Source organism: Erysipelothrix urinaevulpis, assembly GCF_009828835.1.
GTDB classification, from domain to species: domain Bacteria; phylum Bacillota_I; class Bacilli_A; order Erysipelotrichales; family Erysipelotrichaceae; genus Erysipelothrix; species Erysipelothrix urinaevulpis.
Genome location: NZ_WTTB01000001.1, coordinates 345,705 through 360,767, shown reverse-complemented (window position 1 = coordinate 360,767; position 15,063 = coordinate 345,705). Strand labels below are relative to the sequence as shown.

Genomic DNA, 15,063 nt, shown 5'->3' with positions numbered 1-15,063 from the left:
TCTCTTGAATTATACCTTATTTTATCTATTTATTTATGCTTCTTCTTTTAAATATTGATTATCCAATGCCTTGACGAATGGATAATATATTATTGTGGCTGCAATGATACAGATAATTTGTACGACAGCCCCTTGCCACCCAGCTACTAAAAATCCTGAGAAGATTGGTGGTGTTGGCCAAGGTGCAACTACACCATTGAACATTGGCATAAAGTTTATTTTCATTGCGAAATATGCAATTAAAACTGAGACCATTGGTGCAACTGTAATAGGGATTAACATCAATGGGTTAAAAACAACTGGTAAACCAAAGATTATTGGTTCATTAATGTTAAAGAGTGATGGAACACCAATTAATTTTGACATTGCTTTCAAACGTGATGAGCGTGCTACTAATAACATAGCTATCACTAAACCAAGTGTAAGACCTGCTCCACCAATTGTTGCAAATTGATCAATCATTTGGATTGTTCCAACGTTACCTGTAGCTAATGTTAGATTATTTGCTTTAAATAATTCTAAATTTTTAACTGAGTTTGCGTTTAGTAACGGGTTTACAACTGAATTAACAACTGTTGGATGAATACCAAACCACCATAAGAAACCATTTAATCCGGCGACAACCACGATTGCACCTAAAGATGACGTAAGACCTTCTAAAGGAATTTGAATGATTTGATAAATTAGTTCTGGAAATGAACCAGCAACTGCTCTTGATAACCCAGCAAGCAGTAAACTAACCATAACAACTGCAAACCCTGGTATTAAAGCACTGAATGATTGAGATACCATGGTAGGCACTGAATCAGGCATTTTAATTGTCAGGTCTCTCTCAACAAAAAAGCGTACAATTTCTACTGTTAAAAACGCCATGACCAAAGCTGTAATAACCCCTTGTGTACCAAGCCAAGTAAATGATAGAACTCTACCAACAACTTCTCCTGATTCTGTGATTACAGATTTAGGTAAAACAACAACATAAGCAACTAATGATAAAATCATTGTTGATAAGGCATCCATATTATAATCTTCTGCAAGACGATAAGCAATTGTTCCTGCTAACAAAAAGCCCATTAAATTGAATGTTGCTCTGTAAGCAGAGTCTAAATAACTTGTCCAATCCGCTCCAAATATACCAGCCATAAATTCTGCATAACCCGGCAATGGAAAATCAGTGATTAATAAAAATATTGAACCAATGATTGTCAGTGGCATGATAACCAAAAACCCTGATTTCAAGGCATTAAAATAACGTGTATTTGTTACTTTCGCAACCTTTGGTACCATCTTTTCTTCAATAAATTGAATAAAACGATCCATTTTCTTTCCTCCTATAGCGATTCATTTGATATCGCTTTCAACTACATTATAGTGTCTCCTTGATAAATGTATATTCATTCTTTTGGGAAATTTCCCATCATTTAGACAGTTTTTAGGATTACATTCCACGTTTTTTAAAAAAAGACTGTTGATAGTGATCCATCTCATTTAAGAGAAACATCACGCTCACAACAGTCTTCTTTGTATTATTTTTTAACTTTAACAACGACATTATAAACAACTAAGATAATTCCAATAAATAAGAACATATAAGTCATTGGAATCAGGAAAAATTTTTCATGTAGAAATCCTGCATCATCAACGTATGCTGGATTCAATACACTTATAATTAATAAACCGATTGCCAAAACAAAAGGTATCGTTACGATTTTATTGTTAATTTTCTTCATTTTCATCGTCCTTTCTGTAATATAATATTTCACCAGGTTGACAGTCAAGTGCTTCGCATATGCTGGCCAACGTCTCGAATCGAATTGCTTTCGCTTTACCATTTTTGAGAATCGATATATTTGAAATCGTAATACCAACTCTTTCTGCTAATTCTGTCACAGACATTTTTCGTTTAGCCAACATGACATCGAGATTGACTTCAATTTTATCTTTCATATTGTCAGCTCACTTTCTTCTTTTAAGTGAACTGCCTCATAAAGAATGGTTGAAAATACTGAAAGAGTTATCGTTAATAACGACGAGACGAGTAAAATAACCAAGATAAACATTTTCCCTTCAATTCCAACTGTTATATTTGTAATAATTAAAAGTATTGAAATGAAGAGATATAGAATGAATTCAATTAAACTAAAGTACGAAATAGTTTTGATTGCTTTCACATTATTGGCATTAATAAACTGATTCTTAGCATACGAATCCACTAAACGCCATAATATCACAAGTGATAAAAAATATGGAATTGAACTCAACATCATAAACAAACTAAAGATAATCTTGGATACCTGATGTTGAAAGTAGATTATCCATATTTTCGGAGCAAATCCTATCATGATATAGACTCCTAAAATAAAAAAACTAAGAATGAGAACCCTTAACACCCGACTTGAATCTACACGTTTCATACAATCACTCCTTCATGTATTATATTACGTTCTTTTTACTGTTTGTCAATGTTTATTTATCGTTTGACAACAAATATTGACTGTTATTCAATATTTTCAACGGCTAACAATCTTTCCTTGATATGGAGCCCTCCAGTATAACCACCTAATTTTCCACCCTTTGCAATAACTCTGTGACATGGAATTAAAATAACATGATTGTTCTTACCATTTGCACTTCCCACTGCTCTGTAGGCTTTGTCATGACCAATCTGATGAGCTAAAGCTTCATAACTAATGGTTGTACCATAGGGGATGTTGATCAGTTGCTTCCACACTTTTTTTTGAAAATCAGTTCCCCATAATTTAAGCGGAACATCAAACTCAACTCTATTTCCCAAGAAATATTCATTCATTTGTTTTTCAAGGTTTCGATGAATGCTGGTGGGTTGTTCACTTATCTCCACAGTAAAATACTGTCTTAGTGTCTTCAGTTTTTTCTCTTTTTCGTCTATAAAACAAAGTAAATATAAATGTGAGTTATCGCTCAATGCATACAACACAGCAACATCCGTATTAATTATCTGTGAGTATAAATGTAGATTTTTTTTCATTGTCATTTAACGTCTCCTTTAAATGTAATCCTTCAACATCAAGTTCGTATATTTTATCGGCAACATGGGCGATGAGTTGTCGATCATGGCTGACCATAATCACAGCTCCTGTATAATTTTTCAATGCTGTTTCAAGGCTTTCGAGTGAAAGCGGAGATATATTACGACTGGGTTCATCAAGTAACAATACATCAGATGAATCTAAAGCCATCTTACCAAAGTATAACTTTGCTTTTTGTCCCCCAGAAAGTTCAGAAAAAGGAACAAGCATTTCCTCCGCTGTAAAATTCAAACTCCCCAAAAAAGTTCTTGCCTTCGTTACTGCTTCTTTATCTTTTATATCAGCAAGTTGTTCAATTGAATTTTTCTTTACATCCATGACCTCTGAATAACTTTGAGGCATCCATGCAACGTTCAACCCGCTACTTTCTAAAGACTCCTTGATTGCATAAAGTAATGTGCTTTTATCAATTCCATTTTCACCAATAATGGCAATTTTTTCAGGACCATAAAGCTGTAATTCAACGCCTTTACTCAATACCTTGTCCTTTATTTTTAACGGTTTTATGGAAATATCTAACACTTTTCTTGTGGTGTGAATCGATCCTTTATTGTTTAATTGGAAATCGATTGGCTTATCAAACTCTGGTCGGCTTGTAATTGTATCTTGTTGACGTTGTAATCGTTTTTCCATTGATTTTACAGTTCTCATTTTATCTTTAAGATTTTTTGCTGCTTGGGGATCTTGTCGCGTTGCCGTTTTTAAACTATGATGGACTCGATCATGAATTGATTCAAATCGTTCCATAGCTTTATCAAATTCTTCAGTTTCTTTTGTATGTTGACTGGCTTGCTTAGTCATTCGATAGTGTCGTTCTTCAATGAAATCCGAGTAAGTCATTCGATAAATTGTCTGATAACTTTCTGTTCGTCGTTTCACTTGTTCAAAATGAATGATCGTATTCGCAACATTTTCAATAAAACTTCGATCATGAGATGAGATGACAACTGGATAATTTACTGCTTTTAAATGTTTTTCCAGTGCTTCAATACTTTTCATATCTAAATCATTGGTTGGTTCATCCAAAAGTAAAATATCAGGTTGTTTCATGAGTTCTTGAATGATTTTTAACTTGACTTTCTCTCCACCTGACAAGACTTCATAAGGTCGCTTGTCAATATCTAAATCAACAAGTCCAAAGTCGTTGAGTAATTCATTAAACAGTGCATAATCAAAAAATTCCCAGTCAACATTCTTATAAAACATGTCATCTACACTTCCTTGATAGCTCAATAATTGTGGGACGTATCCAACAACTAAAGAATCTGACATTTCGTCAAATTTTACACTTGCATAGTCTAAACTATCTTTAAAAACCATCGCTTTAATTAAACTAGACTTTCCTGTCCCTTCCTCGCCAACAAGAGCGACTTTGTCTTGATCAGCAAAGGTAAAACTGAAGTTTTTCACTAATGAAAGTGATTGATTGTTCCGACTTATATTTAAATTCTTTATATTAAACATTTTTCCTCCTAGAGGTCGCTTAATACAGATAGTGATGTTTGGTAAAATAAAAAGTTTGCAAAAATGATGCAAACTCTTTGTCTTGATTTGGCTGATCATTTTATCTATACGGCGACCTAAAAATACAAATTATACATTATGATTTGATTTACGGTCTTTACTTGCTATATAGATTGTAATTTCATTTCAGCTAATCACCTCTATTTTTAATTATACACCTTTTTATGAATAATAAAAGATAATAACCTTTAACAATTCATAAGGTTCTTATCGATCCGATAACTCATGATAAGAAATCAGCTTGATAACCTTGCTCTTTTTTAGCGTTTTAGCAAACGTTGAATTCATCAGAAAATCAGCAACATAACTTCGATTTTCGGTTAAACTGGATCCTTGATAAACATCAGAATCAAGGTATCCTGGATGAACCATAATTTCGACAGTTCCCCAATGTTCAATATCGTTTTTAACATTTGCTAAATATACTTTTAGAGCCTCTTCACTTTCAATCGCAACAGTATCAAATAGTGGTTCAAATCGATTTACTTTCACGATATCTGATGGTAATGACAAATTATTTCTGACTGGAAGATTATATTTTCTTGCTAACTTTACAACAATAGCTTGTTGTTTTGGAAAGCTGTGTGTGTGGTGGTGCGAATCCAGGTGACTAGGATTAATTCCTGCAGCGATGACTTTCTCAATCTGTGCTTCCCATTCTCTATACACTTCTTCAAGATCATAATCATTCTCTTGAGTGAAAAAAGCTAAATTTTTAAATCTTCCTGATGAGTCAATAATTGTTTTGTGATCTTTCAATAATGGATAGCCGCAAGTCAATGTTAAGTGTACGCCAATTCCTAAGTTAGGATTGCTCTTTGACAGTTCGACAGCATGTTCAAATCCTGGCATTCCTGCCATGATTGTTGTTGACGTTAAAATTCCGAGTTGATGACTATCAACTATTGCATAATTTATTCCACGACTGTAGCCGAAATCATCGGCATTAATGATTACTTTTCCCATAGTATTACTCCTTTTATTGTTTTTCTCATGAACAATTTATTTTATTTCCTACACTTTACTTATACCATAGAGACAATTTGTCGACCATAGTTATTGGAAATGATGTATAATTATCAAAAGAAAGGGTGTTTTTTCACTTTGTGAAAAAAGGTGTCAGAATGACTTTAAGAGAAAGAGTTAACACATATTATGATCGTTTAACGGATAGTGATTTACATATTCTAAACTATATGTTGAAGGAAGATTTACAGTTTGATTCATTAACAATCGAAGAGTTTTCTAAAATGAGTAATTCTTCGAATGCAACGGTTTATCGTTTGATTAAGAAATTGGGTTTTGATGGGTATAGTGAGTTTAAATACGCCATGATCCAAGAAAATAAACAAGAAAAAACTGCACACACGATCGATTACAAACAAGTCATTGTCGAAAATATACGCATTACACTTGATGGTGTCAACAACGAAAGTTTAGAGGAACTATTTTTATCGATCAACGAATCCTCACAACGGTATGTTTTTGGTACTGGATGGAAACAAGCAAAAATGCTGGAGTTATTTAGCAATGATATGTTTACCTACCATAAGCCATTCATTAATATTCAAGCGTTGCAAGATTTTGACCGGATTGCGAAAAGTATTGAACCTAATTCTTTGGTGATTGTTTGTTCATTGAGTGGCAACACAGAATCCGTTGCTGAAATCATTCAATACTTAACTCTGAAAGGTGTTACCACCGTCTCTTTAACCTCGTATGGTTTGAATGAAATTGCACAAGCATCTAAACTTCGTTTTTATTTTAATGATGACAGTATTCATAGCAGCATCATGCCTTGGCCTGGCTTAACCTTGAAAGCATTGTTAGACTACTTCGTCTTCTCATATTTGGACACCATGAAATAAGAGAGCTTAATCAAGCTCTCTTATGTATTTTAGTGTTGCTGGTAAGTAAAGCAATACAATTGTTAAAAATATTCCCAACTCAATTAACACACTGGGTAAATGGCCCCCTGTAGCAATTAAGCTTTTTAATCCAATCGGAAAATACCAAGGAACTGCCAACATGTAAGGTTTCATCAACCCAACACTTGTTGCCAAGTATGCAAGACTCCCAGCAATGATTGGCGCCAATAGAAACGGCACTTTAAATATTTTATTGCCAACGATTGGTAACCCAAACATGACTGTTTCATTGATATTGAAAATGGCTGGGACCATTGAACTTTTCACAATTGCAAGATTCTTTTTCTTTTTCAAGATGAGGTTAACGATGATTGCTCCCGTAATCCCTGACCCTGTTACACCTGAAAATGCAGTATAGAACGATGCATTAATAATATAGGTATGATCTGCAATACCAAGCCATTTTCCAAGATTAAACATTGTAAAAATAATAAGCATCGGTTCAAACCACAGTGATAAGACTTGATCACCATGAAAGCCATAATACCAGATGTAATTCAGTAAAAATAAAATGATTAAAAACACCCACACACTTTGGTAAAGGTTAAAAATTGATGAAGCAACATCAAGATACAAAGATATGAGCACTACAAACTGATACTTAAACATATGAACAAGAACAAAAACAAGTAAAACACTAATCATAAACACCAGCAATTCGCTGATAAGTGAATTGATTTTATCTGGGAACTTTTTTGATTCTTGGGGTATGATTTTCTCAATTATAAACGTCATAATTTGAATCAATCCTTGAGATATCAAGGGTGCTATCATAACAAATGGATAGGCTAGAACTGAGTGGGCATCGATCTTATCGAATGCATTGATGCTTAAAAAGAAGATAAATAGTGATAAGAGCACTGAATTATAAGGAGATGTGTCAGAGTTACTTGCTAATTCATATGCAATTAAGATTAGCGAAAACACATTGAGATAACGATAGACAGTTTGAAGGAGTGTTATCATTCCAAAATCATGTCCCAAAACTCGCGTAACTCCTTGTGATAATAAACTTGTTAATGAGATTAAAATTAATCCCATTAACAGGTTTCCATGTGCCTTATGATAGGCTTTTAAAAGAGCATTATCTTGACTTTTTAATAATGGTGCCAGCAATTTTTCAGCGTGGTTGTCCATTCCTATTTCAGTTCAGGCCAATAGCCTTTATTGGCTTCAATTAGATCATCAAGAACTTTTTTGGCTACTAACATTGAAGGCACCGTTTGATTCAATGTAAAGGCTTGAAGTGCTTTAAGATACGATTGTTCAAAGAATGCATCCACCCATAACTTCTCTGAAGCGACCTGTGCTTCCATCAACCCTTTATGGAAATCCGATATCTCATGTCGTAAGGCAATGGGTTCTACACCTTTGGCACTGACATAAGCAGGAACCTCCACGACTGCATCCGATCTTAAATTTGGAATTGCCCCTTTGTTTGGAACAATGAGATTAAAACGTTGGTTAAGATCACAATGCAATGAAATAGCAATATCTGTAATATATTGACCATGAATCTCATTCTCCATTGAATAAGCCTCAAGGTCTTTTTTCGATCCTGTAAGAATTGCTTGATAAAAGTTTTCCATATAATTATCACGATTATCCATGACGTAATTAGCACGAGTATAACTTGGATCTGCTTTCGCAACTTTCTCATCGCCCATTAAATAATACTCAAGATAGTTGTTGGGAATACTATCTGGAAAGTATTGAATCATTCGACCCAAATTAACATACGTTTCTTTCCAACTATCATCTCCTTCATTAAGCCAAACACCTTCTTGTTGAGCTCGTTTGATAATCTCAGGAAGAACATCCTTATCTAAGTTTTTATCATAAACTTCAGTAAACCAACCAAAGTGGTTCAAGCCATAATAAGTCGGAACCCATCCATCATGATCATAGTCATAAATATCAGCAATTGTTTTACTAATACTAATGGCCATGTCACAGGCATTGATAATTTTAGCAGATGGAAATTGACGACGAACCGCTTCAGATATAATCGTTTCTGGATTGGTATAGTTTAGAATCCATGCATCGGGTGCATAGGTGATGCAGTCCTTGACTAAATCTAAAAATTGGACCATTGAGCGCATTCCATAAGCAAAGCCACCTACACCACATGTCTCTTGACCAACAAGTCCATGTTTAAGCGGAATCTTTTCATCTAGTTCTCTCATTTTTAAGCCACCCGCACGAATTTGAGAGAAAATATAATCAACGCCAGTGAAGGCAAGTTCTGGGTCTGTTGTTTCTACGAGCTTAATCGATTGATTCAATCGTTGCGTTAAATATTCCACAATCACATAGGTTCGATGATTTCGTTTCTGTGATACATCATAGAGTCTTATTTCACTAACTGGAAATTGTTCATAACGACTCAAAATGCTTTGAATAATTCCTGGGGTATAGGTGCTACCAGCACCTGCAATACAAATTATTAAATCTTTTTTCATTTCTTTTCCTCCTTGTGTAAGCGTTTACTTGACCTTTTATGTGAACACTCCTATACTAAAATAGAAAAGAGATCACATAGGGGGTATCTATGAAACAGTTACATTATGAATTACATTATTTTGATAATCCTAGTTATCCAATTATTTTTCACTTTAATTCTCTCAGTAAGCATCAATCTGAAATTCTGCCTCACTGGCATGCAAACATTGAGCTTTTATACATTGTTTCGGGTAAAGCATTGGTTTCAATTGATGATGAGAAAGTCATCGCTAACCGTGGTGAAATTGTGATAATTAATTCGAACTCAATCCACAGTATTGAAAGCTATAGCGACGAAGTCGTTTATTTTTGTTTGATTATGGACTCCAATTTCTGTCGTTCATTAAATTTTGATACGATTAATTGTCGGTTCCATAACCTTACACGCGATCCTGAGATGCGTAATATTTTTCAAATTATTGCGAATGAATGTCATCAATCTAAACCTCATTACCAAAAGGCTGTACGGGCTTTATGTAATACCATGTTGATTCTTCTTTATCGCAATCAATTAATTGAAAAAAGAGAACCAAGCCGTTCAAAATCTAACCGAATGTCTGTAATTAAACAGTCAATTGAATATATTCATCATAATTTTCAACGTGATTTAAGTCTTGATGAAATCAGTCAAGAAGTTGGGATTAGTAAATATTATTTCTGTCGTATATTCAAAGAAATCACAGGTATTACGGTGAATAATTATATTATTCAAGTCCGTTGTAATCATGCCCATCAACTCTTAGCTGAGTCTGATATTAGTGTTGCGGAATGTGGCGAATTGTGTGGGTTTAATTCAACAGCATATTTTACCAAATGCTTCAAAGCTCAATTTGGTTTTCCACCTTCTAAAATCCATCATTTTAAACAAGAAGGGATTAAAGTTGCTCATGAGAGCAATACAACACCAACACAACGTTCTGTTTTTATTGCCTCAAATGGGCAACAGGAACCTATTCCCCTTTAAATGAAGCTTGGATTGACTCGAGCAATGATGAATCATTCATAACTTTTATAGCAGTGAGAGCGAGTGCTTCTCCTGCTTTTTTTATGCCTAAATGTGCAATTTTCGTTGTGCCATTTTCAGTCCATTGTATGGAGTGCATTGGGTATTTTATGGGCTCACAAGCGATGAAGGCTTGGGCTGTTGGTGTGATCCAACTCACATCGCCAACATCGGTTGAAACCATGCCTTTTTGCTCAAAGATAGGCTCTAATATTTTGGAATCATAGTCCGAACTTTGATCCCCATAATCAATGGGTCCTAACGCTACTAATGATTCATGTAACAGCTTTGAGAGTTCTTGATTCGCATGATAACTTTTACACAGTCCATCATAGTGAATATCTAAGGTGGTTTCAGTCATTAAGGCTGCCCCTTGAGCAATCTTTTCAACTCTTTCTAAGACCTCATTGACTCCTGCTAAGGTCTCATCTCGGATAAAATAATACAGCTTTGCTGTTTCTTGCACAACATTAGCAGAAGGACCCCCTGCATCTAAGTATGCATAATGCATTCTGACGCTTGGCAAAACATGTTCTCTTAGATAATTGACCCCGACATTCATTAACTCACACGCATCAAGGGCTGATCGACCCAATTCAGGGGCCCCTGCTGCATGACTCGCAATTCCTTTAAATTCAAATTCAGCTTGTCGAACAGCGAGTGTTTCATCTGCCCAAATTTGAGTAAAATTATTGGGATGCCATGTTAACATAATATCAACATCATCAAAGACCCCTGCTGCAGCCATAATTGATTTCCCATAACCACTTTCTTCCGCTGGACAGCCAAAGAGTTTTATTTGGAATGGTTTGTGTGTTTCTTGTTGATATTCTTTGCAAAGAATGGCCGCTAATGTGGACCCTGAACCCAGTAAATTATGACCACAAGCATGTCCAACACCTTCTAAGGCATCATATTCAGCTAAAAATCCAACAGTTGGACCAAACTCACCATAGCTTGCGACAAAAGCACTTTGAAGTCCTGCAACACCAAATTCAATGGAAAAACCTTGCTCTTCTAGAGTATTTGCCATTAGTTTAGCAGATTCTTGTGTTTCAAATTTCACTTCTTTTAAAGACCAAATCGTATCACTTAACTGCGTAATTTTTTCAAGATGCCGCAGACTTTGAGATTCGATCCATTGAGTTAAATTATTCATAATAATCACCATGATTAAGTGATGACTGAATATTAGCGACAAGCATTTGAGTTTTGATGAGGTGTTTATCTGAAAATTCATACGATTCATAGTTGTGATAGAAGTCTTCAAGAGCATGGATATAAGCAAGATGGAGGGGATTACTTATTCCGATATCTTGATTAATATAATCTTGAAGGGAATAGTTTTCACGACAAATCATATGATCATGTCGGTTAATTTCTAATTCGTTACCAACAAGCTTAATTAAGCCTTTCTCACACTCAATTTCAAGCTGCATAGGATAATCCATTGAAGCATAAGAATTAGCCCATACAGCTAGCACAGAATCGTTCTTATAGCGAATTATACCATCCAATACATCATAGACTTCACCAAACCGACGATCAGCCATAAAATTCACATCCTTGATCTCAAGTTCAATACACTGATTAACATAATCAAGGATTTGAAACATCGAATGACTCATCACTCCAGGCATTTGTTGACTATCTTTTTTCCAAGACAAAATCAACCGTCCCCCTAGAATTTCACCAAGAATTCCTTCTTCCATCGTTCTCATCAATTTTATATGAGATTCAATATGCTCATAAGGATTAACAACATAAATATTTACATCATTTTCTTGAGCCTTCTGCATGATTTTGAGTGATTTTACAGCATCAAATTCAAGTGGACTCTCAACGATCACTGATATTCCATGTTCTAAACAATACGAACTAATCTCATAATGAGTCTTTGTCGGTGTACATACATGAACCACATCAATCTTTTCTTGTTTTAACATCTCAGCATAACTACTATAAGCAACACCACCATGAAGTGAGGTCGCAACTTTCGCTTTATTGAAATTACAATCACTCATCGCAACAATTTTAACACCCTCAACTTTTTCCAACGCGAGACAATGTTTATAAAAAATCTTTCCACAACCAATAAATCCAACCTTAATCATTTTTGCTCGCCTCGCTTTTCCACAGATTAATTTCCTCTAATAAATTCATTATTTTTCCAGTTGTCTTAACCGGACTTTCTTTTGTTTGAATAAATGTCGTAATCTCTTTTAATAACGATACATACAAGGTATCCTTCAATTCGTAGCTAACATCATCGACAAAGACCTCAAAGTTTGGATTACCAACTTTTATCCCTACGATTTCCAAGTGTTTCGTCTCATCGTGAAAGATAATTCGCTCTTTGGTGTCTGACATAGAAAAGCTTTTGATTCTTAATGGACCCTCTACAACTTCATCCAACATTTCAAGTAAATGAATGCCATACCAATGATAATCTGGTATTCCTTCGATAAATGACAAAGGTCCCCTCACAACAACACTTGAATGAGTTTGTACCTGTTCTTTTGCCTTTTGAACAAACTGTGCAAATCGCATCGCGGATGAACTAAACATTGCTATATCATGCTTAGTTGCATAGTCAACCATCGTTTGATAGGATGCACGATCATAGGTGGCTGGTTTATCGATAAAAACCGCTTGATTCTGATGAGCATACATTTTAAATAGCTTTAAATGAACAGAAGCATCACCCGTTAAAATAAGCAATCCATCACATTTTTTCAAAAAACTATCATCCTGTGTGCACTCAAAACCAAGCTCTTTTAATTTTGTTTTTATTGCATCTTTTCGTTGAATAAAAAAACTATTCTGGGTTAAGGCATCATCATATATCCCCAAGACTTCAAAGACTTGGGAATACTCCGGATTCAATGTCAATGCTTCAACAAATGCCGATACGTGAGTCGTATCGGCACCGATTATTCCTATTGAAATCTTCTTATTTACTTGCATATCCTCGCCATTTTTCAAGATTTTCTTTAACAAATTGATCATCATTCAGTTCCGGATAACGTTCATACACTAAATCAATGTATTCACTTTGATCTGCACTAAGACGTTCTTTGTCTAATAAACACCAGTTTCCTTTTAAAAGACCTTGACGTGCAAGCACTTCATTAATTCCTGCAATACATCCTTTAAAATTATTACGTACATCAAAGAATGCTGCATTGGTATCAGTAACGTGGGTACCGCGTTTCAACAATTCATGGGCTGACCCTTGGCCATCACGATAAGCTTGAATATCTTCAAATAATTCAACAGCTTTTTGAGTCCAGACTGACCAGTGACCTAATAATCCACCAACAATTTGTTTTTGTCGAAGTTCCCCATCAACAACAAGGCTATATTCTGTCAATAAATCAGCAACAATGTTGTCATCATTTCCTGTATAAACCGTAATATCTTTCCATCGTGGTGATAAAAGAACTGCATTCATCACATCAATGGATTGGTAACGGTTAAACGGTGCAATTTTGACAGCAATAACATTTTCAATTTGCATAAATTCTTTCCAAAAATCAAAAGAAAGAATTCGCCCCCCCGCTGAAGGTTGAAGATAAAAACCAAACACTGGCATGATTTCTGCAACTTTACGAGCACGATCCAACAATTCTTCTTCTGAATAATCAGGAAGATGACCCATACTCAATAAGACTGAATCATAATTATATTTTTTAGCAATCCTTGCTTCATTGCATGCTTGTTCTGTTGGCCCTGCTAAACCTGCAATCATGATTAATTCTTTTTCAACATCACGTTTAACAACTTCTTCACTTGCCATTCTTAACACATCGTCGTACAGGTTAAATTCAGGATCGCGAATCTCAAATTGTGTGGTATGAACTCCCACCGCTAACCCCCCTACTCCAGCATCGATGTAATAGTGAGTTAAAGCTCTTTGATTTAATTCATCAAGACTACGATCCTCATTAAGTGCTAAAGGATGAGCTGGGATGACTGTTCCCTTACGTAAAATCTCACGTTTATTTTCAATCATTAATACTTTCCTTCTCTTTCTTGGAAGTGAGTTGGTTTATCAATCATTGCACCATTTTCCATAATCCATGTCGCAACAATATCAATCATCTCGCGAATTGTTGTTTGAGGATAACCAAAAATCTCATGAGATTTTGAAGCATTATTCAACAATGCTGTTGTGGCTTCTTCACCAACAAATTCAATTTCTTTATCCATAACTTCTGCAAATCGTTCTGAAATCCAACGAACTGATAAAGTTTCAGGTCCTGTGATATTCATGATGTTTGCAGGTGATGTACAGTGTAATAAGCTACGAATTGCCATCTCACTTGCATCAGGTTGCCAAATGACATTAACTTGTCCCATCGTAACATCAACAGGACGTCCCTCATAAACTGCGGTTCCTAATTCAACAAGAACACCATAACGAACATCAATGGCATAATTTAATCGATAAATTAACATCTCTGTATTGTTTGTCTTTGAAAAATGTTCAAAGATTCTTTCTCGTCCTAGACAAGATTGTGCATACTCCCCAATAGCATCTGGCATAAATTCTTCAGAAGGTGCTGCATCTTTAACATCAACAAGCGGATAAACACACCCCGTTGAGAAGGCAACAATTCTTGAGTCTTTATAATGTTCAGCAACACGTCCTGGTAAATAACTGTTCAATGCCCATGTATACGATTCATTACCAGTACTTCCAAACTTATAACCAACCATGTAAATAACATTTTTTACCTTTGGCAATGATCCAAGTTCTTCATCATTCATGAAATCTGCTACGATGGTCTTTACACCAAGGTCTTCAAGATCTTGTCGTGACTCTGGACCACCTGAGAATCGAGCAACTCCGTAAACCGTTGTATCCTTACCAGCTTTCTTTAATGCATCCATTAATAACGCTGATAAGTTATAACCGATTTTACCACTTACACCTAAAATTATAATATCCCCGTCTATTTTTTTTACATCTTCAACCAAAATTGAGGATGCTGTATTCATTTGTTTTTCAATGTTTTCTAGTATTGTATTCATT

General features: G+C 35.1%; 16 protein-coding genes. 2 read left to right on the top strand and 14 right to left on the bottom strand.

Annotated features, from left to right (window positions below; all coding sequences use genetic code 11):
* Nucleotides 1–33: 33 nt before the first annotated feature.
* From GVV10_RS01855 to GVV10_RS01825, 7 genes are all read right to left on the bottom strand, one after another.
* The gene (locus tag GVV10_RS01855; RefSeq protein WP_159518976.1) at nucleotides 34–1,320 is read right to left on the bottom strand and encodes a PTS sugar transporter subunit IIC; all 1,287 of its coding nucleotides are present in this window, start codon (nucleotides 1,318–1,320) and stop codon (nucleotides 34–36) included.
* Between the two features lie 206 nt (nucleotides 1,321–1,526).
* Entirely contained in the window at nucleotides 1,527–1,730 is a 204-nt protein-coding gene (locus tag GVV10_RS01850) for a DUF3955 domain-containing protein (RefSeq protein WP_159518974.1), read from the bottom strand.
* A complete protein-coding gene (locus GVV10_RS01845; RefSeq protein ID WP_159518972.1) occupies nucleotides 1,717–1,947 on the bottom strand; it encodes a helix-turn-helix domain-containing protein in 231 nt (76 codons plus the stop codon). Before GVV10_RS01845 ends, GVV10_RS01850 begins: the two co-directional genes overlap by 14 nt.
* Nucleotides 1,944–2,414: a DUF2975 domain-containing protein gene (locus GVV10_RS01840; RefSeq protein ID WP_159518970.1), complete on the bottom strand. Its 471-nt coding sequence runs from the start codon at nucleotides 2,412–2,414 to the stop codon at nucleotides 1,944–1,946. The genes GVV10_RS01845 and GVV10_RS01840 overlap by 4 nt, the downstream gene beginning before the upstream one ends.
* Nucleotides 2,415–2,497: 83 nt before the next feature.
* Nucleotides 2,498–3,007, bottom strand: coding sequence for a methylated-DNA--[protein]-cysteine S-methyltransferase (locus tag GVV10_RS01835; RefSeq protein ID WP_159518968.1), 510 nt, complete (start codon nucleotides 3,005–3,007; stop codon nucleotides 2,498–2,500).
* Nucleotides 2,970–4,532 carry an ATP-binding cassette domain-containing protein gene (locus tag GVV10_RS01830; RefSeq protein ID WP_159518966.1) on the bottom strand — a complete coding sequence of 521 codons (1,563 nt, stop codon included), beginning with the start codon at nucleotides 4,530–4,532 and terminating at the stop codon, nucleotides 2,970–2,972. The genes GVV10_RS01835 and GVV10_RS01830 overlap by 38 nt, the downstream gene beginning before the upstream one ends.
* 267 nt (nucleotides 4,533–4,799) lie before the next feature.
* Nucleotides 4,800–5,558: a carbohydrate deacetylase gene (locus tag GVV10_RS01825; protein WP_159518964.1), complete on the bottom strand. Its 759-nt coding sequence runs from the start codon at nucleotides 5,556–5,558 to the stop codon at nucleotides 4,800–4,802.
* Between the two features lie 158 nt (nucleotides 5,559–5,716).
* On the opposite strand from GVV10_RS01825, the gene GVV10_RS01820 reads away from it, so the two are divergent.
* On the top strand, nucleotides 5,717–6,460 hold the full coding sequence (locus GVV10_RS01820; RefSeq protein WP_159518962.1) for a MurR/RpiR family transcriptional regulator: 744 nt from the start codon (nucleotides 5,717–5,719) through the stop codon (nucleotides 6,458–6,460).
* A gap of 6 nt (nucleotides 6,461–6,466) precedes the next feature.
* On the opposite strand, the gene GVV10_RS01815 is transcribed toward GVV10_RS01820, so the two are convergent.
* A complete protein-coding gene (locus GVV10_RS01815) occupies nucleotides 6,467–7,657 on the bottom strand; it encodes a PTS transporter subunit EIIC (protein ID WP_159518960.1) in 1,191 nt (396 codons plus the stop codon).
* A 2-nt stretch (nucleotides 7,658–7,659) separates the two neighbouring features.
* Nucleotides 7,660–8,982, bottom strand: coding sequence for a family 4 glycosyl hydrolase (locus tag GVV10_RS01810; RefSeq protein ID WP_159518958.1), 1,323 nt, complete (start codon nucleotides 8,980–8,982; stop codon nucleotides 7,660–7,662).
* Between the two features lie 89 nt (nucleotides 8,983–9,071).
* Between GVV10_RS01810 and GVV10_RS01805 the strand changes: the two genes are divergently transcribed.
* The gene (locus tag GVV10_RS01805) at nucleotides 9,072–9,986 is read left to right on the top strand and encodes an AraC family transcriptional regulator (protein ID WP_159518955.1); all 915 of its coding nucleotides are present in this window, start codon (nucleotides 9,072–9,074) and stop codon (nucleotides 9,984–9,986) included.
* On the opposite strand, the gene GVV10_RS01800 is transcribed toward GVV10_RS01805, so the two are convergent.
* From GVV10_RS01800 to GVV10_RS01780, 5 genes are read right to left on the bottom strand one after another with little or no spacing between them, the layout of a single operon-like run.
* Entirely contained in the window at nucleotides 9,973–11,184 is a 1,212-nt protein-coding gene (locus GVV10_RS01800; RefSeq protein ID WP_159518953.1) for an amidohydrolase, read from the bottom strand. The two genes, GVV10_RS01805 and GVV10_RS01800, sit on opposite strands and share 14 nt — an antisense overlap.
* Nucleotides 11,177–12,139: a Gfo/Idh/MocA family protein gene (locus tag GVV10_RS01795; RefSeq protein WP_159518951.1), complete on the bottom strand. Its 963-nt coding sequence runs from the start codon at nucleotides 12,137–12,139 to the stop codon at nucleotides 11,177–11,179. Before GVV10_RS01795 ends, GVV10_RS01800 begins: the two co-directional genes overlap by 8 nt.
* Entirely contained in the window at nucleotides 12,132–12,992 is an 861-nt protein-coding gene (locus GVV10_RS01790) for a Gfo/Idh/MocA family oxidoreductase (RefSeq protein WP_159518949.1), read from the bottom strand. Before GVV10_RS01790 ends, GVV10_RS01795 begins: the two co-directional genes overlap by 8 nt.
* The gene (locus tag GVV10_RS01785) at nucleotides 12,979–14,040 is read right to left on the bottom strand and encodes a dihydrodipicolinate synthase family protein (protein ID WP_159518947.1); all 1,062 of its coding nucleotides are present in this window, start codon (nucleotides 14,038–14,040) and stop codon (nucleotides 12,979–12,981) included. The genes GVV10_RS01790 and GVV10_RS01785 overlap by 14 nt, the downstream gene beginning before the upstream one ends.
* Nucleotides 14,040–15,062: an NAD-dependent epimerase/dehydratase family protein gene (locus GVV10_RS01780; RefSeq protein ID WP_159518944.1), complete on the bottom strand. Its 1,023-nt coding sequence runs from the start codon at nucleotides 15,060–15,062 to the stop codon at nucleotides 14,040–14,042. Before GVV10_RS01780 ends, GVV10_RS01785 begins: the two co-directional genes overlap by 1 nt.
* Nucleotide 15,063: the final 1 nt, after the last annotated feature.

Excerpts from the sequence above, each read along its gene's own strand:
- GVV10_RS01855 (WP_159518976.1), bottom strand. The coding sequence starts at position 1,320 with ATGGATCGTTTTATTCAATTTATTGAAGAAAAGATGGTACCAAAGGTT.
- GVV10_RS01850 (WP_159518974.1), bottom strand. The coding sequence starts at position 1,730 with ATGAAGAAAATTAACAATAAAATCGTAACGATACCTTTTGTTTTGGCA.
- GVV10_RS01845 (WP_159518972.1), bottom strand. The coding sequence starts at position 1,947 with ATGAAAGATAAAATTGAAGTCAATCTCGATGTCATGTTGGCTAAACGA.
- GVV10_RS01840 (WP_159518970.1), bottom strand. The coding sequence starts at position 2,414 with ATGAAACGTGTAGATTCAAGTCGGGTGTTAAGGGTTCTCATTCTTAGT.
- GVV10_RS01835 (WP_159518968.1), bottom strand. The coding sequence starts at position 3,007 with ATGAAAAAAAATCTACATTTATACTCACAGATAATTAATACGGATGTT.
- GVV10_RS01830 (WP_159518966.1), bottom strand. The coding sequence starts at position 4,532 with ATGTTTAATATAAAGAATTTAAATATAAGTCGGAACAATCAATCACTT.
- GVV10_RS01825 (WP_159518964.1), bottom strand. The coding sequence starts at position 5,558 with ATGGGAAAAGTAATCATTAATGCCGATGATTTCGGCTACAGTCGTGGA.
- GVV10_RS01820 (WP_159518962.1), top strand. The coding sequence starts at position 5,717 with ATGACTTTAAGAGAAAGAGTTAACACATATTATGATCGTTTAACGGAT.
- GVV10_RS01815 (WP_159518960.1), bottom strand. The coding sequence starts at position 7,657 with ATGGACAACCACGCTGAAAAATTGCTGGCACCATTATTAAAAAGTCAA.
- GVV10_RS01810 (WP_159518958.1), bottom strand. The coding sequence starts at position 8,982 with ATGAAAAAAGATTTAATAATTTGTATTGCAGGTGCTGGTAGCACCTAT.
- GVV10_RS01805 (WP_159518955.1), top strand. The coding sequence starts at position 9,072 with ATGAAACAGTTACATTATGAATTACATTATTTTGATAATCCTAGTTAT.
- GVV10_RS01800 (WP_159518953.1), bottom strand. The coding sequence starts at position 11,184 with ATGAATAATTTAACTCAATGGATCGAATCTCAAAGTCTGCGGCATCTT.
- GVV10_RS01795 (WP_159518951.1), bottom strand. The coding sequence starts at position 12,139 with ATGATTAAGGTTGGATTTATTGGTTGTGGAAAGATTTTTTATAAACAT.
- GVV10_RS01790 (WP_159518949.1), bottom strand. The coding sequence starts at position 12,992 with ATGCAAGTAAATAAGAAGATTTCAATAGGAATAATCGGTGCCGATACG.
- GVV10_RS01785 (WP_159518947.1), bottom strand. The coding sequence starts at position 14,040 with ATGATTGAAAATAAACGTGAGATTTTACGTAAGGGAACAGTCATCCCA.
- GVV10_RS01780 (WP_159518944.1), bottom strand. The coding sequence starts at position 15,062 with ATGAATACAATACTAGAAAACATTGAAAAACAAATGAATACAGCATCC.